11 protein-coding genes are annotated in these 20,047 nt (G+C 43.0%); 6 read left to right on the top strand and 5 right to left on the bottom strand.

All coding sequences use genetic code 11. The features are described from left to right. The first annotated feature begins 10 nt into the window (after positions 1-10). Both B9Y69_RS06330 and B9Y69_RS06325 read left to right on the top strand, forming a co-directional pair. Positions 11-1,012 carry a DUF4302 domain-containing protein gene (locus B9Y69_RS06330; protein ID WP_144036519.1) on the top strand — a complete coding sequence of 334 codons (1,002 nt, stop codon included), beginning with the start codon at positions 11-13 and terminating at the stop codon, positions 1,010-1,012. A gap of 69 nt (positions 1,013-1,081) precedes the next feature. Further along, positions 1,082-1,921 carry a hypothetical protein gene (locus B9Y69_RS06325; RefSeq protein WP_144036518.1) on the top strand — a complete coding sequence of 280 codons (840 nt, stop codon included), beginning with the start codon at positions 1,082-1,084 and terminating at the stop codon, positions 1,919-1,921. Between the two features lie 16 nt (positions 1,922-1,937). Here B9Y69_RS06325 and B9Y69_RS06320 read toward each other — a convergent pair whose 3' ends face one another. Then, positions 1,938-3,098: an aspartyl protease family protein gene (locus B9Y69_RS06320; protein WP_085472180.1), complete on the bottom strand. Its 1,161-nt coding sequence runs from the start codon at positions 3,096-3,098 to the stop codon at positions 1,938-1,940. A gap of 291 nt (positions 3,099-3,389) precedes the next feature. Between B9Y69_RS06320 and B9Y69_RS06315 the strand changes: the two genes are divergently transcribed. The 4 genes from B9Y69_RS06315 to B9Y69_RS06300 all read left to right on the top strand — a co-directional run bounded on the left by B9Y69_RS06315 (position 3,390) and on the right by B9Y69_RS06300 (position 11,017). Continuing rightward, entirely contained in the window at positions 3,390-4,223 is an 834-nt protein-coding gene (locus tag B9Y69_RS06315) for a glycoside hydrolase family 16 protein (RefSeq protein ID WP_085472179.1), read from the top strand. Between the two features lie 195 nt (positions 4,224-4,418). Continuing rightward, complete coding sequence (locus B9Y69_RS06310) at positions 4,419-7,658, top strand: SusC/RagA family TonB-linked outer membrane protein (RefSeq protein WP_085472178.1); 3,240 nt, start codon at positions 4,419-4,421, stop codon at positions 7,656-7,658. 21 nt (positions 7,659-7,679) lie between these two features. Beyond that, complete coding sequence (locus B9Y69_RS06305; protein WP_085472177.1) at positions 7,680-9,461, top strand: RagB/SusD family nutrient uptake outer membrane protein; 1,782 nt, start codon at positions 7,680-7,682, stop codon at positions 9,459-9,461. 65 nt (positions 9,462-9,526) lie between these two features. Continuing rightward, the gene (locus B9Y69_RS06300; protein WP_085472176.1) at positions 9,527-11,017 is read left to right on the top strand and encodes an arylsulfatase; all 1,491 of its coding nucleotides are present in this window, start codon (positions 9,527-9,529) and stop codon (positions 11,015-11,017) included. Positions 11,018-11,120: 103 nt separating this feature from the next. Here the strand turns inward: B9Y69_RS06300 and B9Y69_RS06295 are convergent, their stop codons facing one another. The 4 genes from B9Y69_RS06295 to B9Y69_RS06280 all read right to left on the bottom strand — a co-directional run bounded on the left by B9Y69_RS06295 (position 11,121) and on the right by B9Y69_RS06280 (position 19,929). Further along, positions 11,121-12,116: a metallophosphoesterase family protein gene (locus B9Y69_RS06295; RefSeq protein WP_085472175.1), complete on the bottom strand. Its 996-nt coding sequence runs from the start codon at positions 12,114-12,116 to the stop codon at positions 11,121-11,123. Positions 12,117-12,175: 59 nt separating this feature from the next. After that, the gene (locus B9Y69_RS06290; protein WP_085472174.1) at positions 12,176-14,530 is read right to left on the bottom strand and encodes an outer membrane protein assembly factor BamB family protein; all 2,355 of its coding nucleotides are present in this window, start codon (positions 14,528-14,530) and stop codon (positions 12,176-12,178) included. Between the two features lie 126 nt (positions 14,531-14,656). Then, on the bottom strand, positions 14,657-16,474 hold the full coding sequence (locus B9Y69_RS06285) for a RagB/SusD family nutrient uptake outer membrane protein (protein ID WP_085472173.1): 1,818 nt from the start codon (positions 16,472-16,474) through the stop codon (positions 14,657-14,659). Positions 16,475-16,485: 11 nt separating this feature from the next. Continuing rightward, positions 16,486-19,929 (bottom strand): TonB-dependent receptor, encoded by a 3,444-nt coding sequence (locus B9Y69_RS06280; RefSeq protein ID WP_085472172.1) that lies wholly within the window; start codon positions 19,927-19,929, stop codon positions 16,486-16,488. Positions 19,930-20,047 lie beyond the last annotated feature (118 nt).

Below are 20,047 nucleotides of genomic sequence, written 5' to 3'. Positions count from 1 at the left end.
ATTATTGACGATGAAAAAAATAATATATTGGTTAATGCTGCTTGTCGGAGTTAGTACTTTTTTCGTCTCTTGTGAGAAGGATAATATCACGAATTCCTATTTCGACGAAAATACTGATCGTATGGATAAGGTAGCGCAAGAGGCTAGACGGGTGTTGGCATCTTCTGAAAAGGGATGGGTTATGATGGCAAAGACAGGATTAGGGGCAGATGTTTATACTCCTATTGTTCTTCGCTTCGATACAGCAGCAAACCGTGTTTATGTGAAGACGATCTACGGTGTGACTGCAGATACAGAATCGTATTTTAATACTACAAAAGGAACAGGGGCGCCTCAACTTATATTTAGCACCGGTTCGATTATGTCAACATTATATAGAGTGGGGGTTCAGGCTTCTGATATAACGGATCATATGTATAATATCATAGGTGTATCTGCGGACACGGTTTCTATTCAGTGTTATCGGAGTGGAAAGGTCTATGATAAAGAAGGAGGTGTAATTTATAAAATGTTTAAGCGTCCGGATTCATGGACCTGGGCAGATGACCCTATCGTCTTTGATTGGACCTCTACACAGTTTACACAAAATGTAAACAGTGTGGTTGGAGAGATGAAGTTAGAAAATCTGAAAACTAATACCAGTGAAACGGTACAATGGCGTTTTTGGAGTTGGGCGGATCCTACCGTTTATAGAATTAGAGATCCTTTTTCTATCGGTTATAATATCGGGACAGGAGGTTTTAAACCCTCGAACTATTTTATTGTGACCGGTGGAGTAACAAATAATGTGAATACAACTGTTACGATGGGACATAATACAATATCGATGTTTCCGATCCCCTATAATACGGGTACGAACCAGGCAGTTATCGCATTAGGACAGCGAATTAAGACTCATTATTTGATATTGAAAAATCAAACGAGAACAGGTAATAACGTTAAGATGGAGTTCGAGGCGTATGATAAAAATGGTAAAGTTATCGTAAAAGCTTTTTACAATAACTTACTGTAGTCTTTGTTTCAAGTGTTGTTTGGAAGGTCTGGTGGCTACTCATCGGGCCTTCCTTTAATATATAGTAGTATGCGGATACTTTTTATGTTTATAGGGCTTTTTATTACCGGGGGCCTTCTTCAATGTCAAGCACCGGATAGTAAGTTGTTGAAGACAAAAAGCCTGGTGTTGGTCCTTGATAATCTGCCTGTCGATAGTTGCAGTGTTCGTGTACATCATATTATTACGGGGGAAGAGGTATATCATAATAGCACCTATAAAATTGGAGATACCCTTTACATTCCGTCTATAGATGATGATATGTATATTGCGGTTTTTTCATGGCCCAAAACACTTATTTCACATCGTATTTTTCATAGCAAACAGTTTAATAAGGAAGAAGATGCAGATTATTTTGAGCTCACGAAACCTATTTTTCTTCAAGATAGGACCGATTCACTCTATAAAATATCCGTAGTAAACGATGTCACGCAGGAAGAAATTGAGTCCAGTGGAGCGGAAGTTATTGCATTTAAAAACCTGAACTGTAAGGCTTGTGATTTAGCCGATGAGTATTGGGCACTTTATAGTTCTTTTTTCAGTCGGAAGAAAGATCATATTGATAGTGTTCGACAAGTTTATTATAACAATGTTAAAGCCACAAACCTAGAAAAAGCACGCGAAAGTTATTTGTTGGTTAACGACCTAGAACGTAATTATCAGAAAGATGATATTTTAGATGCCGCTCTAATTAAAAAAATCAAATCTAACGAAGATAGTCAAGTATCTATGTTTTTTTTGTTCTATCAACTGTACAATCATCGTGATTTTGATAAGTTTAGAGGTGTATTCAATGGGATGTCTGGGGATGCCCGGAAAAGCAAATACTATAATATGGTTTATAAACAATATCACCCCGCCGGAGTTTAGTTTTGAAAGACGAGATCTAAAATTTGAAATATTCTTGTCTATGCAAGACAAAATTTGACACTTCGTTGTTACGCTTTACTTTTATGTGAATGGAATCTGTATCATTTTCAATTCGATGTAGCATATACTTACAACTAGCCTCTTCGTTTAAGTTTTCAAAACTTCGGTTATTAATCTGAAGTATAATATCTCCAATTTGCAATGGAGAATCGCTGTTTTCCACAACGGAAGATATAATGGGATGATTCTCATAGAATCGGTAACTAAAGCCATATGTTTTAAGAGAAGGCCTAAGATCGGTTCCTATTGCATCTAAATACACTTTGTTTCCCCACCAGTCGAGTATAAATACAAAATTCTTAAGAAATTTATTTCCAATAAGGTTCGAGGCTCCCGTTTCAACGATGATGTTGCGAAAAGTATCCCGATGAATTTTAAAATCATCAGCTTTAATCTGATAAAAAATATCTTGTTTAGAAGTACCAAAGGCGCCGACAGATTTGCTGCCTTTATAGCTGATATAATCGTATTGATCCAAGTCAGTCGGTCTTATCGTCGATAGAAATCCGGAGTACCCTGTGTCAAACGTAAAACCAAGTTTTCTGTTAAACAGCTCTGTTGCTATGACCGGAGTTTTGGTGTCCTTGGTTGTGAAGGGGAGCTCATATTGGTATCGATCGGGCATAAAGCTAGTTCGTGTTTTAGTGGCTTCTGCTGTCCTCTTGCTGTAGTCGATGCGCCAAAAAAGTTTAGCCATCTGGTTGGCTCCTAATATACCATCCATTTGGAGACACTTAAATTCGGGACTTTCAAAATCGAGAACTATGGCACCAATATCGTGAAATGTAATAGCGCCGACATGCATCTCCGGAATCAGGGTGAAAATTTGCTGTTTACTATTTTTCTGCGAATCTGTTACCTTGCCTTGTGCTTTTTTCTTTAGTCCAAGGTCTTGAAAAATCTGTGAAGAGATGACTGTGGGGGCACCTGTATCGAATAGGAAATTATACGTTTTACCTTGGATATTTACTTTTACAAAGGGCATATCACTAATGTAGTCCAGTTCTATAGTTTCTATATTGTTTTTTAATTCAGCCTGACCCGAATCAAAAATTTTTGATGTTGTGTTACAGTTCGTAAGTAGCATCAAAAAGGAAAGGAGTAACAATGCTCGCATATCGTTTTTTTGTTGTTCGTAGGTGTTAGGACAAATAGGTCAGTGGTTTTGTTTGTTCAGACCGAAGTACGCGCCATTTTACTGACTTGCGTTGTGGGTAAGGTGCATATCCTTATGTTATTTTGCTTAAGCGTTTTAGCTTATTGTTTAGCCAAACGATTGCATACTTGTTGCATTTGTAATCATTCTCATTTGTGAATATATTCGAGCCTAACATACCAAAGAATCAATTATAGATCGGCCAGCTTTTTATCGAGACAGCCTATCTCCATTTTTTTATACCAACGAATAATGAAAAACAAACGCTGGATCATTATGCTTCTCGGACTAAGTGCCATTGCGTGCCATACGAACAAGCGACTCGCTAACCATCTGCCGGCTCATATCTATATACAGCAAGAAGGTCGGGAAAACAAAGCGTGGAAGCTGATTTGGAGTGAAGATTTTAACGGAACAAAACTGGACACCACAAAATGGAGTCGTATTCCGGCAGGGACGGCAGACTGGAATCGACATATGAGCCAAGACGATCGGTGCTTCCGGATGGAGCATGGCAAGCTGTATCTTTTAGGGATTAATAATCCGGATACGACCTACGATAAACGCCCCTTTTTAACCGGTGGTATATGGAGTAAAGGAAAATTTGCGTTTCAATATGGGCGTGTGGAGATTAAGGCCAAATTAGGTAGCGCACAAGGTGCATGGCCTGCGATGTGGATGCTCGCTGAACTCGATAAATATGGTAAGTATCCGCGGAATGGCGAGATTGATATTATGGAGCATCTAAACTTCGATAACATTATCTATCAGACCACACATTCTTACTACACCTTAGACCTGGGTGAAAAGAAAAACCCTCCACATCACGGTACGGCTTCTGTGGATGCCGGTGTATTTAATGTATACGGTATTAGTTGGTATCCCGACAAGATTGTTTTTCAGCTTAATGGTAAAGATACATTTACGTATCCGCGGATGAAAGGTGTTGATCCTTCCCAGTGGCCATATGACCAACCGTTTTACCTGTTGATCGATCAGCAATTGGGTGGAAGTTGGGTTGGTAAAGTGCAGAAAGAACAGTTACCGGTAGAGATGGTTGTCGATTGGGTAAAAGTGTACCAATAATTTTTTTTCATTTTTTTAAATCGTTTTAGCTTTTTCATAATATTTCTATTGTATGGGCATCACCCTAACACTTAATTAAGGACAATGAAAGGAGGATCGTATTATACCATAAGATAGCGTAATCAATTTAAACCAGATTTTAGACCTATTTGACAACTAAACAGACTAAACACAGATTGTTAAACCAAAGTCTAAATGAGTAAAATTATAAACCTATCAAAACATGGGCTCCTTATTGGGGCGTCTTGTTTATTAGCACTGGATTCGAGCTATGCTACTTCTAAAAACCTAGATAAGTTTGCGCTAGCGACCGCGGAGTGGACGAGCACTTCAGCAAGATTGGCTTTTTATGCGCAGGATCTTATACAGGGTATTGTTACGGACGAGGCCGGCTTACCTATTGTTGGGGCTACTGTTAGCATTCAAGGAAAGACTATAGGCGAAAGCACGGATGCGAGCGGTAGATTCACCATTAAAGCGTCAAAGGGCGATATGCTTGTTGTTACATCTGTCGGCTATGTTCGTCAACACATTCAGGTTGTTGGTGGTGCGGTAAAGGTCATATTGAAGAGCAATGCCGAGAACCTAGACGAAGTGGTTGTCGTGGGGTATGGCAAGCAAAATAAATCGCTTGTAACGGGGGCCGTTTCACAAATTGGTGGTGAGGCATTACAAAATAGATCGATCTCTCGCGTGAGCCAGGCATTACAAGGGCAATTACCGGGATTAAATATCCAAACCGGAACGGGAGGAGGGGCTCCAGGTGCGACACAAAGTATTAACGTGCGCGGCTTTACTGGCTTGGGTACCACGGCGTCTCCTTTGATCGTCATCGACGGTATCCAAGGGGGAGATATAAATACAATTAATGCAGATGATATTGAGAGTATTTCTGTGTTGAAGGATGCGGCTTCTTCGGCTATCTATGGTTCCAGTGCACCTTATGGCGTTATCTTAATCACAACGAAACAAGGCAAGAAAGGGGCGAAGCCCGTAATCTCTTACAACAACAATTTGAGTTGGGCTGAACCGATCAACCTACCGAAAATGATGAATTCGTTAGATTTTGCGACGCTTTACAATGAGGCGGCCAAGAATGGCGGTAGAAGTCCCATTTTTAGTGAGGATGCGTTGGGCCGGATTAAATCGTATCTGGATGGATCGCTGAAAACGGAGACAATAGCCAGCACGTTGCCGGGGGCAAATGAGTATCTCGCTTGGGGGGAGAGTAATGCCAATAACGACTGGTTTAAGGTGTATTTCAAAGATCTATCCTTCAGTCAGCAGCATAATGTGAATGTTTCGGGAGGGTCTGATCATACGAAGTACTTTATAGGGCTCGGCTATAATGATCGGAATGGGATGTATAAGTTTGGTTCTGACGATTATAAACGATTCAATGTACGTACAAATATCACAACTATCATCTCGAAAATGCTTGATTTTAGCTTGCGTGGTAGTTTCTCCAAGGAGCTAGAGGATGGCCCGAATACGTATAGCGGAAAAACTGGAGGAAACTATATGCACCAGATCGCGCGTAAATGGCCGACTGTAGCATTGTTTAATCCTGATGGTAACTACTCTGATCCGAGTGACGTTTTGTTGCATAAAGATGGTGGGCGTCGCCGTACGACGGTTGACAAAGCGTTGCTGACAGGTGAATTTGTTTTTCGATTAGCACCGGGATGGACAGCTACGACGAACTACACGTTTGACGGAACATTTCAAGATCTGAATTCGCATACAAAGACGCTTTTCACGGTACGACCTGATGGTTCGCAGGCGCAGATCGGCGGGACATTTCCTAATGGTTTTAGCCGGTCAAATTATCGAGTAGAGCATCATATTATCAATGCGTTTACAAAGTATGATAAACAGGTTGACGATCACTTCTTCTCGGTGATGGGAGGTTATGTTCGCGATTTGAACTCCTACCAGTATTATGCAGCAAGTAACAATCAACTGTATTCAGATAATGTTCCTGCATTGAGTTTAACATACGGTGTAGCAGCGACGGTAAGCGATCAAGTGAGACGTTTGGCATCGGATGGTTTTTTTGGACGTTTCAATTATAATTACAAGGAAAAATATGTGTTTGAATTTAACGGACGTTATGATGGTACATCTCGATTCTTATCGGATGTCCGTTGGAAATTCTATCCGGGAGTATCGGTTGGATGGAATGTGGATAAAGAAGCTTTTTTCGAAGCGGTTAAACCTGTTGTTTCGACTTTTAAGTTAAGAGCATCTTATGGATCATTGGGTGACCAGGGGTTCCTGGATACGCCAGATTCACCGCAATGGTACCCCTTTTATCCGAGTCTACAGACGACACGACCGACCTCTTCAAATTGGCTGTTTGGAGGCAATCAACAGGCTACTGTGGCGCCTCCCGGTTTAATCTATCCAGATTTAACTTGGGTTACCACGACTTCATTAAATATGGGGGCTGAGGTGAACTTCTTCCAAAACAAGTTGACCACTACATTTGATTGGTATATCAGAAAAGCCGATGATTTTGCGGGTCCTGCTGAGGCTCTTCCGGGGTTATTGGGCGCTACGCCACCACGGAAGAACAACGCTGGTATGGAAACACGTGGCATGGAGTTGAGTATTGGATGGCGCGATAAAGTAGGTGAGGTATCGTATGGAGTACGCGCTAATTTAAGTGACTATAAAGGTAAAGTTACGCGGTATCCAAATCCTGCAGGTCTGACAAATACGTGGTACGAGGGACAGGTGATGAACGATATCTGGGGGTATGAGACCTATGGTCTCTTCCAGAGTGCGGAAGAGGTGGCTGCTGCACCGAAGCAGGTGAAGATATCGGGCGAAACCTGGACGCCAGGGGATGTGCGTTATGTTGACCTCAATGGCAATGGAGAAATTGATTTTGGTACGGGTACTCTTTCGAATCCGGGTGATAGACGCGTTATCGGAAATAGTACGCCGCGTTATGCATACGGTTTTACTGGAGATGCGGCTTACAAAGGTTTTGACCTTTCTTTCTTTATTCAAGGAATCGCGAAGCGGGATGCTTGGATTGGATCCAATTATTTCTGGGGTATTGTAGGTGATGAGTGGCAAAGTTCACCTTTTGATGTGCATCAGGATAGATGGTCGGCCGAGAATCCTGATGGATACTTCCCGAAATTTTATTTAACGGGGCAAAATGGGAAAAATACGGTGGCACAAACACGTTATTTACAGAATGCTTCTTACCTCCGATTGAAAAATCTTCAGGTGGGCTACAGTTTACCAAAGCAAATGCTTGAACGGATAGGTTTTGGGAAGGTTCGTTTTTATGTGAGTATCGACAATGTCTTCACGATAACAGATTTAATTAAGACGATGGATCCGGAATTGTCCATCAGTGATTCGAAGATCTATCCGCTACAGCGTACTTATGCAGCGGGCGTTAATTTTTCCTTTTAATATACTTTGATAAAAACTAAGATGAAACAGATTCATTTATATAGCCTTGTCGCGTTATTTTCCGTGATTTTTACGGGCTGTCAAAAAGATTTTCTTGACCGTACCCCCGAAACCAATATCAGTGATGCTGACTATTGGAAAACATCAAATGACCTGAAACTCTACGCGAATAATTTTTACAACAATTTACTTCCCAATTATAATGGATGGGGTAGTATTGGAATCTACGGCTTAGATGCGGATGGTAGTGACAATATGATTTATGTGACCTACAATTCGGCGATGAATGGCGAACGTGTTATTCCAGGGAGTGGAGGTGGATACGGGGCTTATGACGATTGGAGTATGTTGCGCAATATGAATTACTTTATGGCGAACTATACGAAAGTAACGGAACCGTTTGATAATGTGAAAACCTATGTTGGGGAAGCTCTTTTCTTTCGGGCATATTTCTACTTCTCAAAGCTTAAGTCCTTTGGCGATTTGCCGTGGGTATCCAAGCCATTGGAGACCAGTTCTCCAGAGGTGTACAATGAGCGGTTGCCGCGGAACCAGATTGTGGACTCTATTCTTCAGGATTTGGATTTGGCGGTGAGCTACCTTCCAACAAAAGCACAGGCACAGCCTTCTCGTATTACAAAGGAAATAGCGATGTTGTTTTTGTCGCGTATAGCGCTGTTTGAAGGTACGTGGGAAAAGTATCATCGAGGGACAGTTTTTGGCGTTTCAGGTTCCGATGGTCGTAAATATTTGGAAAAGGCCGCGGCCGTAAGTGGTGCGTTGTTGACCACATCAGGCGGTTATGGGCTTCATGATCTAGGGGATGATCCTTATGGATATTGGAAATTATTCAATAAAGTGGACTATACCGGGAACAATGAAATTATGTTGTGGCGAGCATTCAATATCAATTTAGGTTTGGGACACCGGTGGCACCGATATACCAATACAGGGGCTGGTCGCGGTTTGTCCAAAGATTTGGTCGATGCATACCTTTGCAAAGATGGTTTGCCTATCGGAGTGAGTAGTCTTTATAAAGGGGATGCTACGTTGCAGGATGTGGTTACAGATCGGGATCCGCGACTTAGACAAACTATGTATGTGAATGACGGTGAGCATGTCGTGACCAACAATAGGCCGAACGGATTGGCTCCGGCTCTCTTTATGTATCCTACTTTTGAGGTGGCTAATGAGAATAAATCTATTACAGGATATCAGGTGTATAAGGGGCATAATCCGGATTACAACCAGCAGCAAGATCAGGGGACAACGGGACAGATTATCTTTCGTTTTGCTGAAGGCTTGCTTATCTATGCGGAAGCGCGTGCCGAATTGGGTTTGTTGAGCCAAGATGATCTGGACAAAACGGTCAATTTATTTCGTAAGCGTGTGGGAATGCCCAAGCTAATGTTAGGTGCTGTTACGGCGGATCCAAATCAAGAATTTAAGGATCTTAGCCCTATTCTCAATGAAATCCGCAGGGAGCGTCGTGTGGAGTTGGCGGCTGAGGGTTATCGCGCTGATGATCTTTACCGTTGGGCCGCGATGGATGAAAAGATCATTGGAAAGCGCCAGAAAGGTGCGAAACGACAGCAGTGGGAAGTGCCTGGCGTGCCAGAAAACACTGCTAAAGCAGCTAAGAACCTTCCGATAGATGATAAAGGTTATATTGATTTCTATCAAAATGTGGGCGGCCTTAAAAATGGTTTTCAGTTTAATAAGGATCGCGACTACTTAAGTCCGATACCGGTTGATCAACTGACTTTGAACCCGAAGATTAAACAAAATCCGGGTTGGAAATAATAGAAAAATAGGTACAGGTTGGGGTGTATATTTATCCCACCCTGTATCCATAATATCCTACATGCATGTATCAAATTTTTAAGAAGATCGCGCTGTTGCTGCTGGTTCTGTTAGGAGCGATAAACCTCGTCGCACAGCCGCACAAGAAACCTAATATCATTTATATCTATGCTGATGATATGGGGTATGGTGAGCTTGGCGCGTATGGACAAAAGTTGATCCAAACGCCACATTTGGACCAAATGGCGAACGAAGGAATTCGGTTTACGCAGCATTATACCTCGACTCCGGTTTGCGCGCCAGCACGTGCCATGTTGCTTACAGGGAAACATGGTGGACATTCTTACATTCGAGGAAATTACGAGATGGGCGGTTTCCCGGATGATAAAGAAGGCGGACAGATGCCGCTGCCGGAAGGAATCTTTACCCTCCCAAAAATGCTGAAAGAGCACGGGTATACTACGGGAATAGTAGGGAAATGGGGTTTAGGTATGCATTTTACGACTGGTGATCCGCAGAAACAAGGGTTTGATTACGCCTATGGTTATTTGGACCAGAAGCAAGCCCATAACTATTACCCCACGCATTTATGGGAGAACGGGAAGTGGGATAGTTTGGCAAACCCTTATGTGTTCGTACATCAGCAGGTAAAACCCGAGGCTGCCGTTGATGCGGTATTTGATACGTTTTCGGGCAAGGAATATGCTCCGGAAAAGATGACTGGAAAGGCGCTGAACTTTATTGCTCGGAATAAAGAGCACCCTTTCTTTCTTTATCTGCCATATACTATTCCACATGTGGCGCTGCAAGCCCCTAAATCGTATGTAGAAAAATACATCGGAAAGTTTCCTGGGGAGAAACCTTACTTAGGCAATCAAGGGTATAACCCATCGAAGTATCCCTTGTCCACTTATGCGGCCATGATTACCTATCTGGATGATCAGGTCGGTCTTATTTTGGCCAAGCTGAAAGAGCTGGGGCTGGATGATAATACGATTGTATTATTTTCGAGCGATAACGGATCCACTTTTAATGGCGGTGTTAACCTTGGCTATTTTAATTTGACCGGCGGTCTACGCGGGACGAAGACAGAAGTTTATGAGGGCGGAATTCGAGTTCCTTTTATTGCGCGTTGGCCGAAGCAAATCCCTCAAGGTGTAGTCAGTGATTTTGTTTCTGTACAATATGATATGATGGCGACCTTTGCGGATATTTTGAACATTCGGGATATTAAAACGGATGGTGTTTCTATCTTGCCGGTACTGCTTGGCCAGTCGGACAGACCCCAACGACCTTATATTTATTTTGAATACCCGGAGAATGGGGGGCAAATTGCGATACGGATGGGGCGTTGGAAAGGTGTTAAAGTGGATGTCCGTGCACGTGGCTATGTAAACAGTCCGTGGCAGATCTATGATCTGGAGACAGATCCTAAGGAAAGTCAGGATCGGTTCTTGGAGCAAACTGTATTGGCGCGTCAGTTCGACGAAATTGTGCGACGGGAACATCAACACGCACATATTAAGGAATGGGAATTTATTAATCCTAAATTTTAAATGTAAAAAGGGAGCGTCGCGGACAGACGTTCCCTTTTTGTTTGTACTGGTCGCCGCTTTACATGTTGATTGACTAGCAAAAAGATATCTCGAGACCAACCCATTAATATTTCAATCGTCGGGAGTCGATGGCCGTACTTATCGGGTAGATATCCTTATGCAGATCGATACCAGTTTCTTTTAAATCTTTTCCCAGTAACTTGGTTTCGGTACCCTCGATTTGAATCGTACGTTTTTTACTATCTATAGCGATTGTTGCCCAGAGTGGTTTTTCATAAATCAGCGTATGACGTAGCCATTTATGATCTTTGTAGAAATCTTCTCCAAAAGCATCGTTTCGAAAGCTTTCATCGACCCAATAATAGGAAGAGCTATTAATCTGAACATAATGGATTCCGTTAATTTCGTTATGATAGTTGAGGTGATGGTGACCAGAGAGTACTAAAATAACTTTTTTGAATCCAGCTTCTTTATTAATCTGTTCGAAAAGAAAGCGTACCTGCATTCCGTTAGACAGCCCTCCTTCTGTATTATCCAATCCTTGGTGACAGGAAATAACCGTTGGCAGTTTTGTCGTCTCCAGGTCTTTCCGGAGCCAGTCTAATTGTTCCTTTTCGATGGTTCGCGGATATCCTGGGATATTGGTGGATCGACTTTTTTCATTTCCATCGAGAACAACAAAATGAAAGCCTTCGCGATCAAAGGAGTAATATGGTGCCTGCATCCCCCAGAAATCTATAGTCTGTGCTTTGGTAAAGCCACCATCGGTATCATGGTTCCCCAGGGTATGGTAAGAAGAACCATTGAACTTTTTCCAAATATCCAGGAGTTTTTGGTTCTCCGGTTTAGGCATACAAAAATCACCCAATTGAAGGATAAAGTTTGGTTTTTCCTTATTCATTTGTGCTATAAACTGTTCCGCTCGCACTCCTGCATCGTGCATTAAATCAAAGTGTAGATCGCTGATAACGGCAAAGCGAACGGTGCCTTGTTGCGTTTGTGGAGCGGATGTCGCAAGTACTGCTGCTCGACTTGAGGTGGCTAACAGTGCGCCCAGGCCAGCAGCCCCAAGTTGAATAAATTTTTTACGGTCAATCATTATCTTATTGGTTATTATTTTGTTGATTTCTTCGTGATCCCCCCACCTTGTAGTACATTTTATCGTAGTTTAAAACAAGAAACGGTCCCTGAAAAGTCCGCGATATAAACCTTATCTCCAACGATAGTTGGTTCGGCAAAGATCGGAGCACCCATGTTTATTTTTTGGATAAGTTTCCCCGTTTTATCTAAGACATAAAAGTAACCATCAGAAGCACCGAAGAATAGTTTTCCTTTGTGTTCAACTATACCCGATTCTACGGTTGCGACCGTTTTACGCTGGTCTGGCGTGCTGTAAGGCGCTGTATATACCAAAGCTTCACCGGTTGTGAAATGCCATTTTTCTTCTAGATTGGATCTACTGAACGCTTTAACGCCCCCGCTGGAGGTTGGCATAATAAGGAGATCTCCCATAACAAGGGGATCGGCCATTACTTTAAAATCATCTGTCTTTATGGACTTTGCATAGGTCTCTCCGGTTTTCGGATTTAATTTAAACAAACCATTTAATCCAGCGGTATACAACGTGTCTTGGTTTACTGTGACGCCTCCGCTACGAAAACGTAAACCATCTTGATCCCGCTTCCATAAAAGCTCTCCCGTTTCTTGTTTGTACGCAAAAAGAGCATTCCAATTAATACCGGCATAAATAACACCATCCGAAAGCCGTAATGCGGCTGCGGTCGCTTCGCCACCACCTGGTTCCTTGGCCTGCCACAGCACATTTCCCGAAGGAATATGCAATGCTTTTAGGTTTCTTCCCAATCCGGTATAGTAGATTTCCTTATCTATCGTAGGACCGCTTACAAAGGTGGGGATACCTGTCTTAGGGCGGCTATTCATCCAGTTGGTTGCTCCAGTATTTGTGTCTAGGGCATATACTTTACCTGTGACATCGGTCGCCAACAAAATGCCATTGTGGTGCTGAAGTACATGCTTGATGGAGTTGGTTGTTGGATATTTCCAGATTGTATTTCCAGTTGCGGCCTCCAGAGCTAAAAGCTTATTTTGCACACCTAAACCGTCATCCATGGTGCCGATAAATAGCTTGTCGTTCACGATTAAGGGGCTTGTTTTCCAGATGTTGCCACCTATTGTTTTGCGCCATAGAGGTTGCAACATATCGTTTGATTTGCCTCTTGATGTTACGAGATCCATCTGGCGTATGTCTTGCGTACCGTTATTATAGGTCACGCTCACCGTGAGGGCGGTTGCCTTTCTTTTTGCATCGTTAAATTCTGCCTGCCAGTGCCAACCTCCATCGGAGGAAAGAGGCACCGCTGCAATATGGTTGCCTGCATTATCATAAAGGTCGGCTGCTACACCTTGAATGGTCCGCTCACTATCATAGACGACAATATCCAATGAGAGGATGCCATTAGTAGTCGGTAGCACGGGCATCAATTCAACATGGCTGCGTATGTTGGTATACACCGGTTTGATGTTTTTAACGCCTTGATGGTCGATGTCGACCACCAGAAACTGACCTGCTGAGTTATCTATACCTCCTTTGTTTGGTGCGCCACTACAGACCACGTATACACCCGATTGTTGGAAGACATAATTGTTGTGCCAATGTCCATATAGCCAAGCCTTCAAGTTATATTGTTTGAGGTCAATACTTTCTTTTTCTCCTTTAAGGACGAAATCTGTGGCGGAAAAGAAGTCATGATTAATGAAGATCAATGGTTTTTTTGGATCTTTTAAGGCGAGGTCTTTTTGCAACCAACGAATTACTTGATCTACGGTGTAACTCGGTTTGTAATCTCCTCCCGGCATTGGGGTAACTACGAAATGGGCCGGCCCTGCATCAAAGGAATAATAGGTAGGGCCAAATAGATCTTCAAAAAGTTTTTCTCCATATTCCCCTTTCACCAAATCATGATTTCCGACAGCATAGTACGTGGATAAGCCCATCAAGTCGCTCGTTATCTGGTTCGCATGAAAACGCATGCCTGGTTCATAGCAAATATCACCAGTATGCATCAAGACAGATACATTTTGTGCTTTTGCATAATTACGTACATTGTCTATCCAAGGTCCATACAACGATGTTTCTGTATCGGTTACCTGTATAAAACGGAGCACATCTGGGTTTTGTGAGTCGTCTTTTGTCAAGGCGAATTGATAGTCTTCTTTGCTGTTGATAGGTATATAATGGCGTTTGACGGCTTTATAGCCCGTAGGCATTGTTACCGATATAAATCGAGCGTCTGGGTTTTCGGGGAGCGTAAATGTACCGTCCTTTTTTGTCAAAACAACATGGTAACCATCGGATACGACGGTATTGAAAAGCCCTAGTTCGGCGGTCTCTTGCATATTGTTTTGATTGGTATCGTGAAATACCTTTCCCGATCGTTGCGCCAGCGCAGGTAGTGTAGCTATCGTAAAAGCAAGAAGAAAAAAATGTCGCATATTAAATTAAGATAGGAGTAAGGTTGCCTAAAGATACGGCTTGTTTTCAGGGACAAAGTGTGTTTTTAATGTCCAAACTGTAACAATTTCCTTATCGAATAGGCAACCTTATTCTAGGTTTGTTTTTTATTTATCCCAACCTAGGGTTTGTACTAGGTTGCTACCATTTAACACCATTTGGCTGTGTGCAATTGGGTAGTAGTAGTGTCTCGGTTTAACAAATGTTTTCTTGTTGTCACGAGCCACTGTAAACATGATATGACCTGATGTGCCGTTCTCGAGATAAAAGTTAGCATTGGTGCCATTTTTATCTTTTAAGTAATACAGTGTGAGGTCCTTCTTCACGTCTTCTGGTAAACTTGCGATGGGGCCTAGTTCTGTCGGAGAGGCAAGAATGGCGATATCTACTTTTCCATCTCCGGTGACATCCATTGGTCCAAGTTCTTTGACATACATGCCTTGTTGTTGGTCTGCGAGTCTTTCGCCTAACTCCCAACGGAAGATATCGAGTTGACGGTTACCTTCACAGGCTAATTCAACGCGTCGTTCTCGTCGTATTTCGAGAATTGTTCCCAGGTTGCCTCCCTTTACGTTGGTGTAATATGTACTGAGTGCGGGATCTACATTTCCTTGTATTGTTGCTAGCACCATCTTAGGCATGCCTACGCGGTCGCGTAGCAGGTTGATGGAGCGATCGAGGTCTGCTTGGTCTGTCAATATGCCTAGTTCAGCTTTTGCTTCTGCGAAAATGAGAAGTATTTCTGCATAGCGGAAAACAAAAGCATCGGTAAAGGATGCTTCCCAGCTGATCATTTCACTCACTTCGGGATAGAATTTAATCTGGTTGTATCCGCCTAAGGTTGGCTTTAAGCGGTGCGGATTTTCCGCATTTACAGCTTTAAAGCCTGGTTTCATAAAGGTTTGTGCCAAACGAGGATCTCTGTTTTCAAAAACCTGGTCAATATTTTTGTTTTTGTAGTTTGGTTGTTCTGTAAATCGAGAGCCATCAAGCATCAGGTAGTTTTCCATGAGAGACTGGCTTAGTGCCCACTCATAATCTAAAACAGTGTGTGTGTTTCTTCGTGCATTCAGGTTTTTATCGTAGTCGATAAAGAGAATGGACTCCGTGTTTGCTTGTAGATTTTCGCTGATAAAGAGCTCCCGATAAGCTCGGTTTACGCCTCCGGTTTTGCTGATGGAAAAGCCACCACTTTTCATGATCTCTTCGGAAGCGCTTACTGCCCTTTCAAGAAATTTATTGGCCGTACTTTCGAGTCCAAGATACGTATGATATTTGCGGTAGGTCCCTTCATAGAGTGTAAATTGTGCCAATTGTGCGAGAGCGGCCCATTTTGTGATCGTAGATTTGTGACCGGTTGTTTTGACTGTTTTTACCGCATATTCTAGATCAGCCATAATCGAATCTACCACCAATGTGCGTGGGTCTTGTTTCTTATGTAGGAGCTCAGTATCGGCCGTTTTTAATGAATTACTGTACCATGGAACATCGTTGTACTGCCTCAACTTATCTATGTAGAAGCGAGCCCTAAAGAAGCGAGCCACACCGATATAGTGATCAATTTCGGTCGGACCTCCGGTAACGCGACGCGCATTTTCAAGGAAAAAGTTGATGTTACGTAATGTCGTCCAGCTCCAGACAGCTGCATTTTGTGGGGTGATACCACCACGCATCATCTGGTCGATCGTGCTGCCGGAGTTGTGGTGTGCGATATTGTCGGAACCGTTATCAAAAATAGGGGAGGATAACATCCCATAGAATCCGTCGGTGTATGTTTTTAGGTCCGACGTGGTATTAAAGAAATTCTCGGAAGAAATAGAAGTACTGGGTACTCGATTCATGAAATCGTCGTTACAGCCCATGGCTAAACCCAGAAATGCTATGATGGCAATTTTTTGGATAACGACTTTTAAATATGTAGTCATAATACGGACGGTTAAAAGTTAAAATTGAATCCCATAGAGTAGGTACGTTGGAACGGATAGGCTGTTCGGTCGCCCACAATCTCTGGATCAAGATATTTCATTAAACTGGTGAACTCCATAAGGTTTTCACCGCTTACAAATACACGGATACGATCCATTCCCCATCTGTTGGTTAAACTTTTTGGTAGGCTGTATCCCAGTGTAATATTTTTCACACGCAAATACCCCGCGTTCTGTAGGTATTTGGTTTGCGGTGCGGCTAGCTCAACACCACTCTCTTCGGCTACATAAGACTTCGGTCTAGGGAGGTATGCGTTCGGGTTATCCGGTGTCCAGTGATCCATATTAAATTGGGTTAAGCTCGCCCACGGTTGCGCATAAATTCCCCAGAAATAATGGTCGCCACCACCTGGGTAATAGTTCCGACGGCCTACTCCTTGCAAGAAAACGCGCAAATCGAACCCGTTCCAAGCAGAACTTAAGTCTAAACCAAAGTTATAGCGCTGTGCAGTATTACCAATTACTTTGTAGTCCCCTGGGTTTTCCAGCGTCCAATCGCCAGCATTCACTTTACCATCGCCATTGAGGTCTGCAAATTTAAGGTCGCCGGGTTCTAATCCGCGTGTCCCTGGATAGGATGTAATGGCGGTTTGGTCGGCATGGTTTTTTATCTCGTCTGCCGTTTGGAAAAAGCCCAAGGTGGTCAGCCCCCATATTTGGCCTATTTCTTGACCTACGTAATAGTTGCTCAAGTTGTTTTTCGGATTATCGAATTTCTCAATAAAGGCGCGGCTATCGGACAGGTTAAATCGTGCGGAGAACTGCAATGGTTTTGCAGCTACTTGAAACTCGTCGTTATAACCTAAGGTAAGCTCCCAACCGCGGGTTTTCAAATCGGCTCCATTTTCGACCGGAACGGAGGTTCCAAGTGTTATCGGCAAAGTCTTGCCGGCGGTTAACATATCTTTGGTGTAGCGCCAGTATATATCTCCACTGACGGTAAGCTTGTTTGCAAAGAAGCCTAGATCAGTACCAAAGTTCGTTGAGGTAATCGTTTCCCATGTCAATGAGGAGGAAACTAAGCCCGGACTAGTAACGATTGGCGGACGTTTACCGTCTAGAACCATACCGGTACCCTTAGGCATCGTAGCAATATATGGATAATAGTTCTCGCGTAAGTCCTGATTTGCTAAAGACCCGTAGGAAGCACGAAGTTTCGCATTGCTGAAAATTGGTTTTAGGGGCGTAAAAAAGTTTTCATTGGATACTACCCAAGCTCCAGAAACCGATGGATTGAAGGCAAAGCGATCTTCTTTTGGAAAGCGAGAGGTTCCATCGTATCGGAGGTTGGATTCAATGATATATTTATCCTTGTATATATAATTCAAACGCGCAAAAGCACCACGTACGGCCCAGTCATAGTTGTAAGCGCCGACAGTTGGTGTTTCCCCCGTGCCAAGCTGAATGGTTGGAAGTGAATTTGATATTAACATATCCCGCGAAGCGTTGAAACTTTCGTAGATGCGTTCCTCTTGGTTGAAACCAGCCATGACCGAGAAGTAATGGTCGTTGATCGTTTTTTGGAATTGCGAATAGATGTTGTACACATTGTAGCGCGTTTGTTCACTGCGATTGGTTGCGAAGGAATTAAAGGTCTGTTTGTTGGTTACGCCAGGTCCTGTACTATATTCGAGGGGAAAATCAAAACGGTATACGTTTGCTCCCGTACGACGGAATGTCGCATCGGCATTTAAGGTCCATACATCTTTTAAGAGGTCAATTTTTCCACCAAAGTTCAACTGCAGATCACCGATTCTTTTGATGCTTCGTCCGCCTTCAGCAACCGCACCAAACATGGCGGCACCTTCCTGCGTATAGCTACCATCCGGATTGTAGATCATGTTAAGACTCGCTTGTCTGTTCACATTGTGCCAGTATAAATAACCCTGATCAATAGCAGTCGGTTGATCGTATTTATCGTTGGTATACGATGTATTGGTGGTTAGGGTAAACCAGTTTGTCAGTTTATAATCCCCTTTGATTCTAAAATTAAAACGATCGTAGGTGTCCGGACTTATTTTCAACATCCCGTTCTGGCGGTAGTATTCTCCCGAAACGTAGTACGAAGCACGATCCGTCTTTTGTCCGAAGCTGATGTTATTGGTATAAGCGGGTTGAATTTTTTTGTAGACCTCTCCAAACCAATCGGTAGAACCGAGGTAGATATATTTATTCGGGTTTTGTGGGTCTACAATTACGCGCGGTAAACTTGGGTCTTCACTCAATTGTTTTCCGTATGCCAGCATTTTCTCATCGTATAGGTTGTACCACGGTGCGGACATGATATTACGGTAATTCATTACGGTGTAGGGGTCGTCTACTATATCCACAGTGCGGGTAATCGTCTTTAGTGCTACTAAGGAATTAGCGGCAATGCTGACCTCTTCTGTCGTTCCTTTTTTCGTTGTTACCAACACGACACCAAAAGCGGCTCTACTCCCGTATATGGCTGCCGAGGCGGCATCCTTCAAGACCGTTACGCTCGAAATATCCATTGGGTTCATACGGTTCAACTCTTCATTGGTAGCAGGAACACCATCGATAACGATCAGCGGACCACCTCCGGAAAGTGACGTAAAACCACGCACGTTGATGCCTGGCGCATTGGTCGCTTGTCCGCTTGTCGGTGTTATGTTTAAGTTGGCCATAGCGCCTTGAAGTCCTGTTCCGACATTGGTGATGGGACGGCTTTCTAGAAAACGTTGGTCGATTTGATCTACCGCTCCAGAGAGATTAATTCTTTTCTGGGTACCGTAACCCACGACTACGACCTCATCCAATTTAGATTCCTCGGCATGGAGGGTAACATTGATGATCCGTTGTTGATTTACGGGAATACGTTCTATACGATACCCCATGTAACGGAATATCAGAACTGCATTTTCAGGTACACGAAGTGTATAGCGGCCGTTCGCATCTGTTTTAGTAGATAAACCGGCCTGACCTTCCACGTGCACAGTAACACCGGATAGTGTATTTGCAGAGTCACGCACAGTTCCACTGACCTCCATATCGGTACGCTTTCTTTCGGAAATCACAATCGTGCCATCCAAAATTTGGAATACGAGGTTCTGTCCTTTTAAAGCTTTGTCTAGTGCCTGTCCCACAGGGTTGTTGTTCAGGGAGACATTGATAGGACGGAGGTGCTTTACTATTTTTTGGTCGTAAAAAAATCGGAGTTTTGTTTGTCTAGCAATCTCCTCTAGCACATTTTCCAATTTTGCATTTTTCATGTTCAGATTAACCGTTTGTGCAGTTCCTGAAGCATGGGCGCCTACGGTAAAACCGAGCAGCAATAAGAGCGTAAACTTCATGATGCATAGGATTCTATAGACAGGTGGATAGGCCGATGGCTTATCTTTCTCCTGCCTAAAAAATGGAGAAAAAAAATTCATACCTTTGAATTGTTTAAGGGTGTAATTGTTTCAATTATTGATCAGTTGTAAGATGAGCCTTTGAACTAACGGGGATGCGTCAACATCCCCTTTTCTGTTAGTAGACTCTCGCGGTAAC

This window comes from Sphingobacterium psychroaquaticum (assembly GCF_900177625.1).
Classification (GTDB): Bacteria; Bacteroidota; Bacteroidia; order Sphingobacteriales; family Sphingobacteriaceae; genus Sphingobacterium; species Sphingobacterium psychroaquaticum.
Note: the sequence above shows the minus strand (reverse complement) of the source record. Positions and strands in the feature narration are given on the sequence as shown.

Bases quoted from the DNA above. Each gene is read 5' to 3' on its own strand.
- B9Y69_RS06300 (WP_085472176.1), top strand. From the start codon at position 9,527: ATGTATCAAATTTTTAAGAAGATCGCGCTGTTGCTGCTGGTTCTGTTA.
- B9Y69_RS06295 (WP_085472175.1), bottom strand. From the start codon at position 12,116: ATGATTGACCGTAAAAAATTTATTCAACTTGGGGCTGCTGGCCTGGGC.
- B9Y69_RS06290 (WP_085472174.1), bottom strand. From the start codon at position 14,530: ATGCGACATTTTTTTCTTCTTGCTTTTACGATAGCTACACTACCTGCG.
- B9Y69_RS06320 (WP_085472180.1), bottom strand. From the start codon at position 3,098: ATGCGAGCATTGTTACTCCTTTCCTTTTTGATGCTACTTACGAACTGT.
- B9Y69_RS06315 (WP_085472179.1), top strand. From the start codon at position 3,390: ATGAAAAACAAACGCTGGATCATTATGCTTCTCGGACTAAGTGCCATT.
- B9Y69_RS06285 (WP_085472173.1), bottom strand. From the start codon at position 16,474: ATGACTACATATTTAAAAGTCGTTATCCAAAAAATTGCCATCATAGCA.
- B9Y69_RS06310 (WP_085472178.1), top strand. From the start codon at position 4,419: ATGAGTAAAATTATAAACCTATCAAAACATGGGCTCCTTATTGGGGCG.
- B9Y69_RS06330 (WP_144036519.1), top strand. From the start codon at position 11: ATGAAAAAAATAATATATTGGTTAATGCTGCTTGTCGGAGTTAGTACT.
- B9Y69_RS06305 (WP_085472177.1), top strand. From the start codon at position 7,680: ATGAAACAGATTCATTTATATAGCCTTGTCGCGTTATTTTCCGTGATT.
- B9Y69_RS06325 (WP_144036518.1), top strand. From the start codon at position 1,082: ATGCGGATACTTTTTATGTTTATAGGGCTTTTTATTACCGGGGGCCTT.
- B9Y69_RS06280 (WP_085472172.1), bottom strand. From the start codon at position 19,929: ATGAATTTTTTTTCTCCATTTTTTAGGCAGGAGAAAGATAAGCCATCG.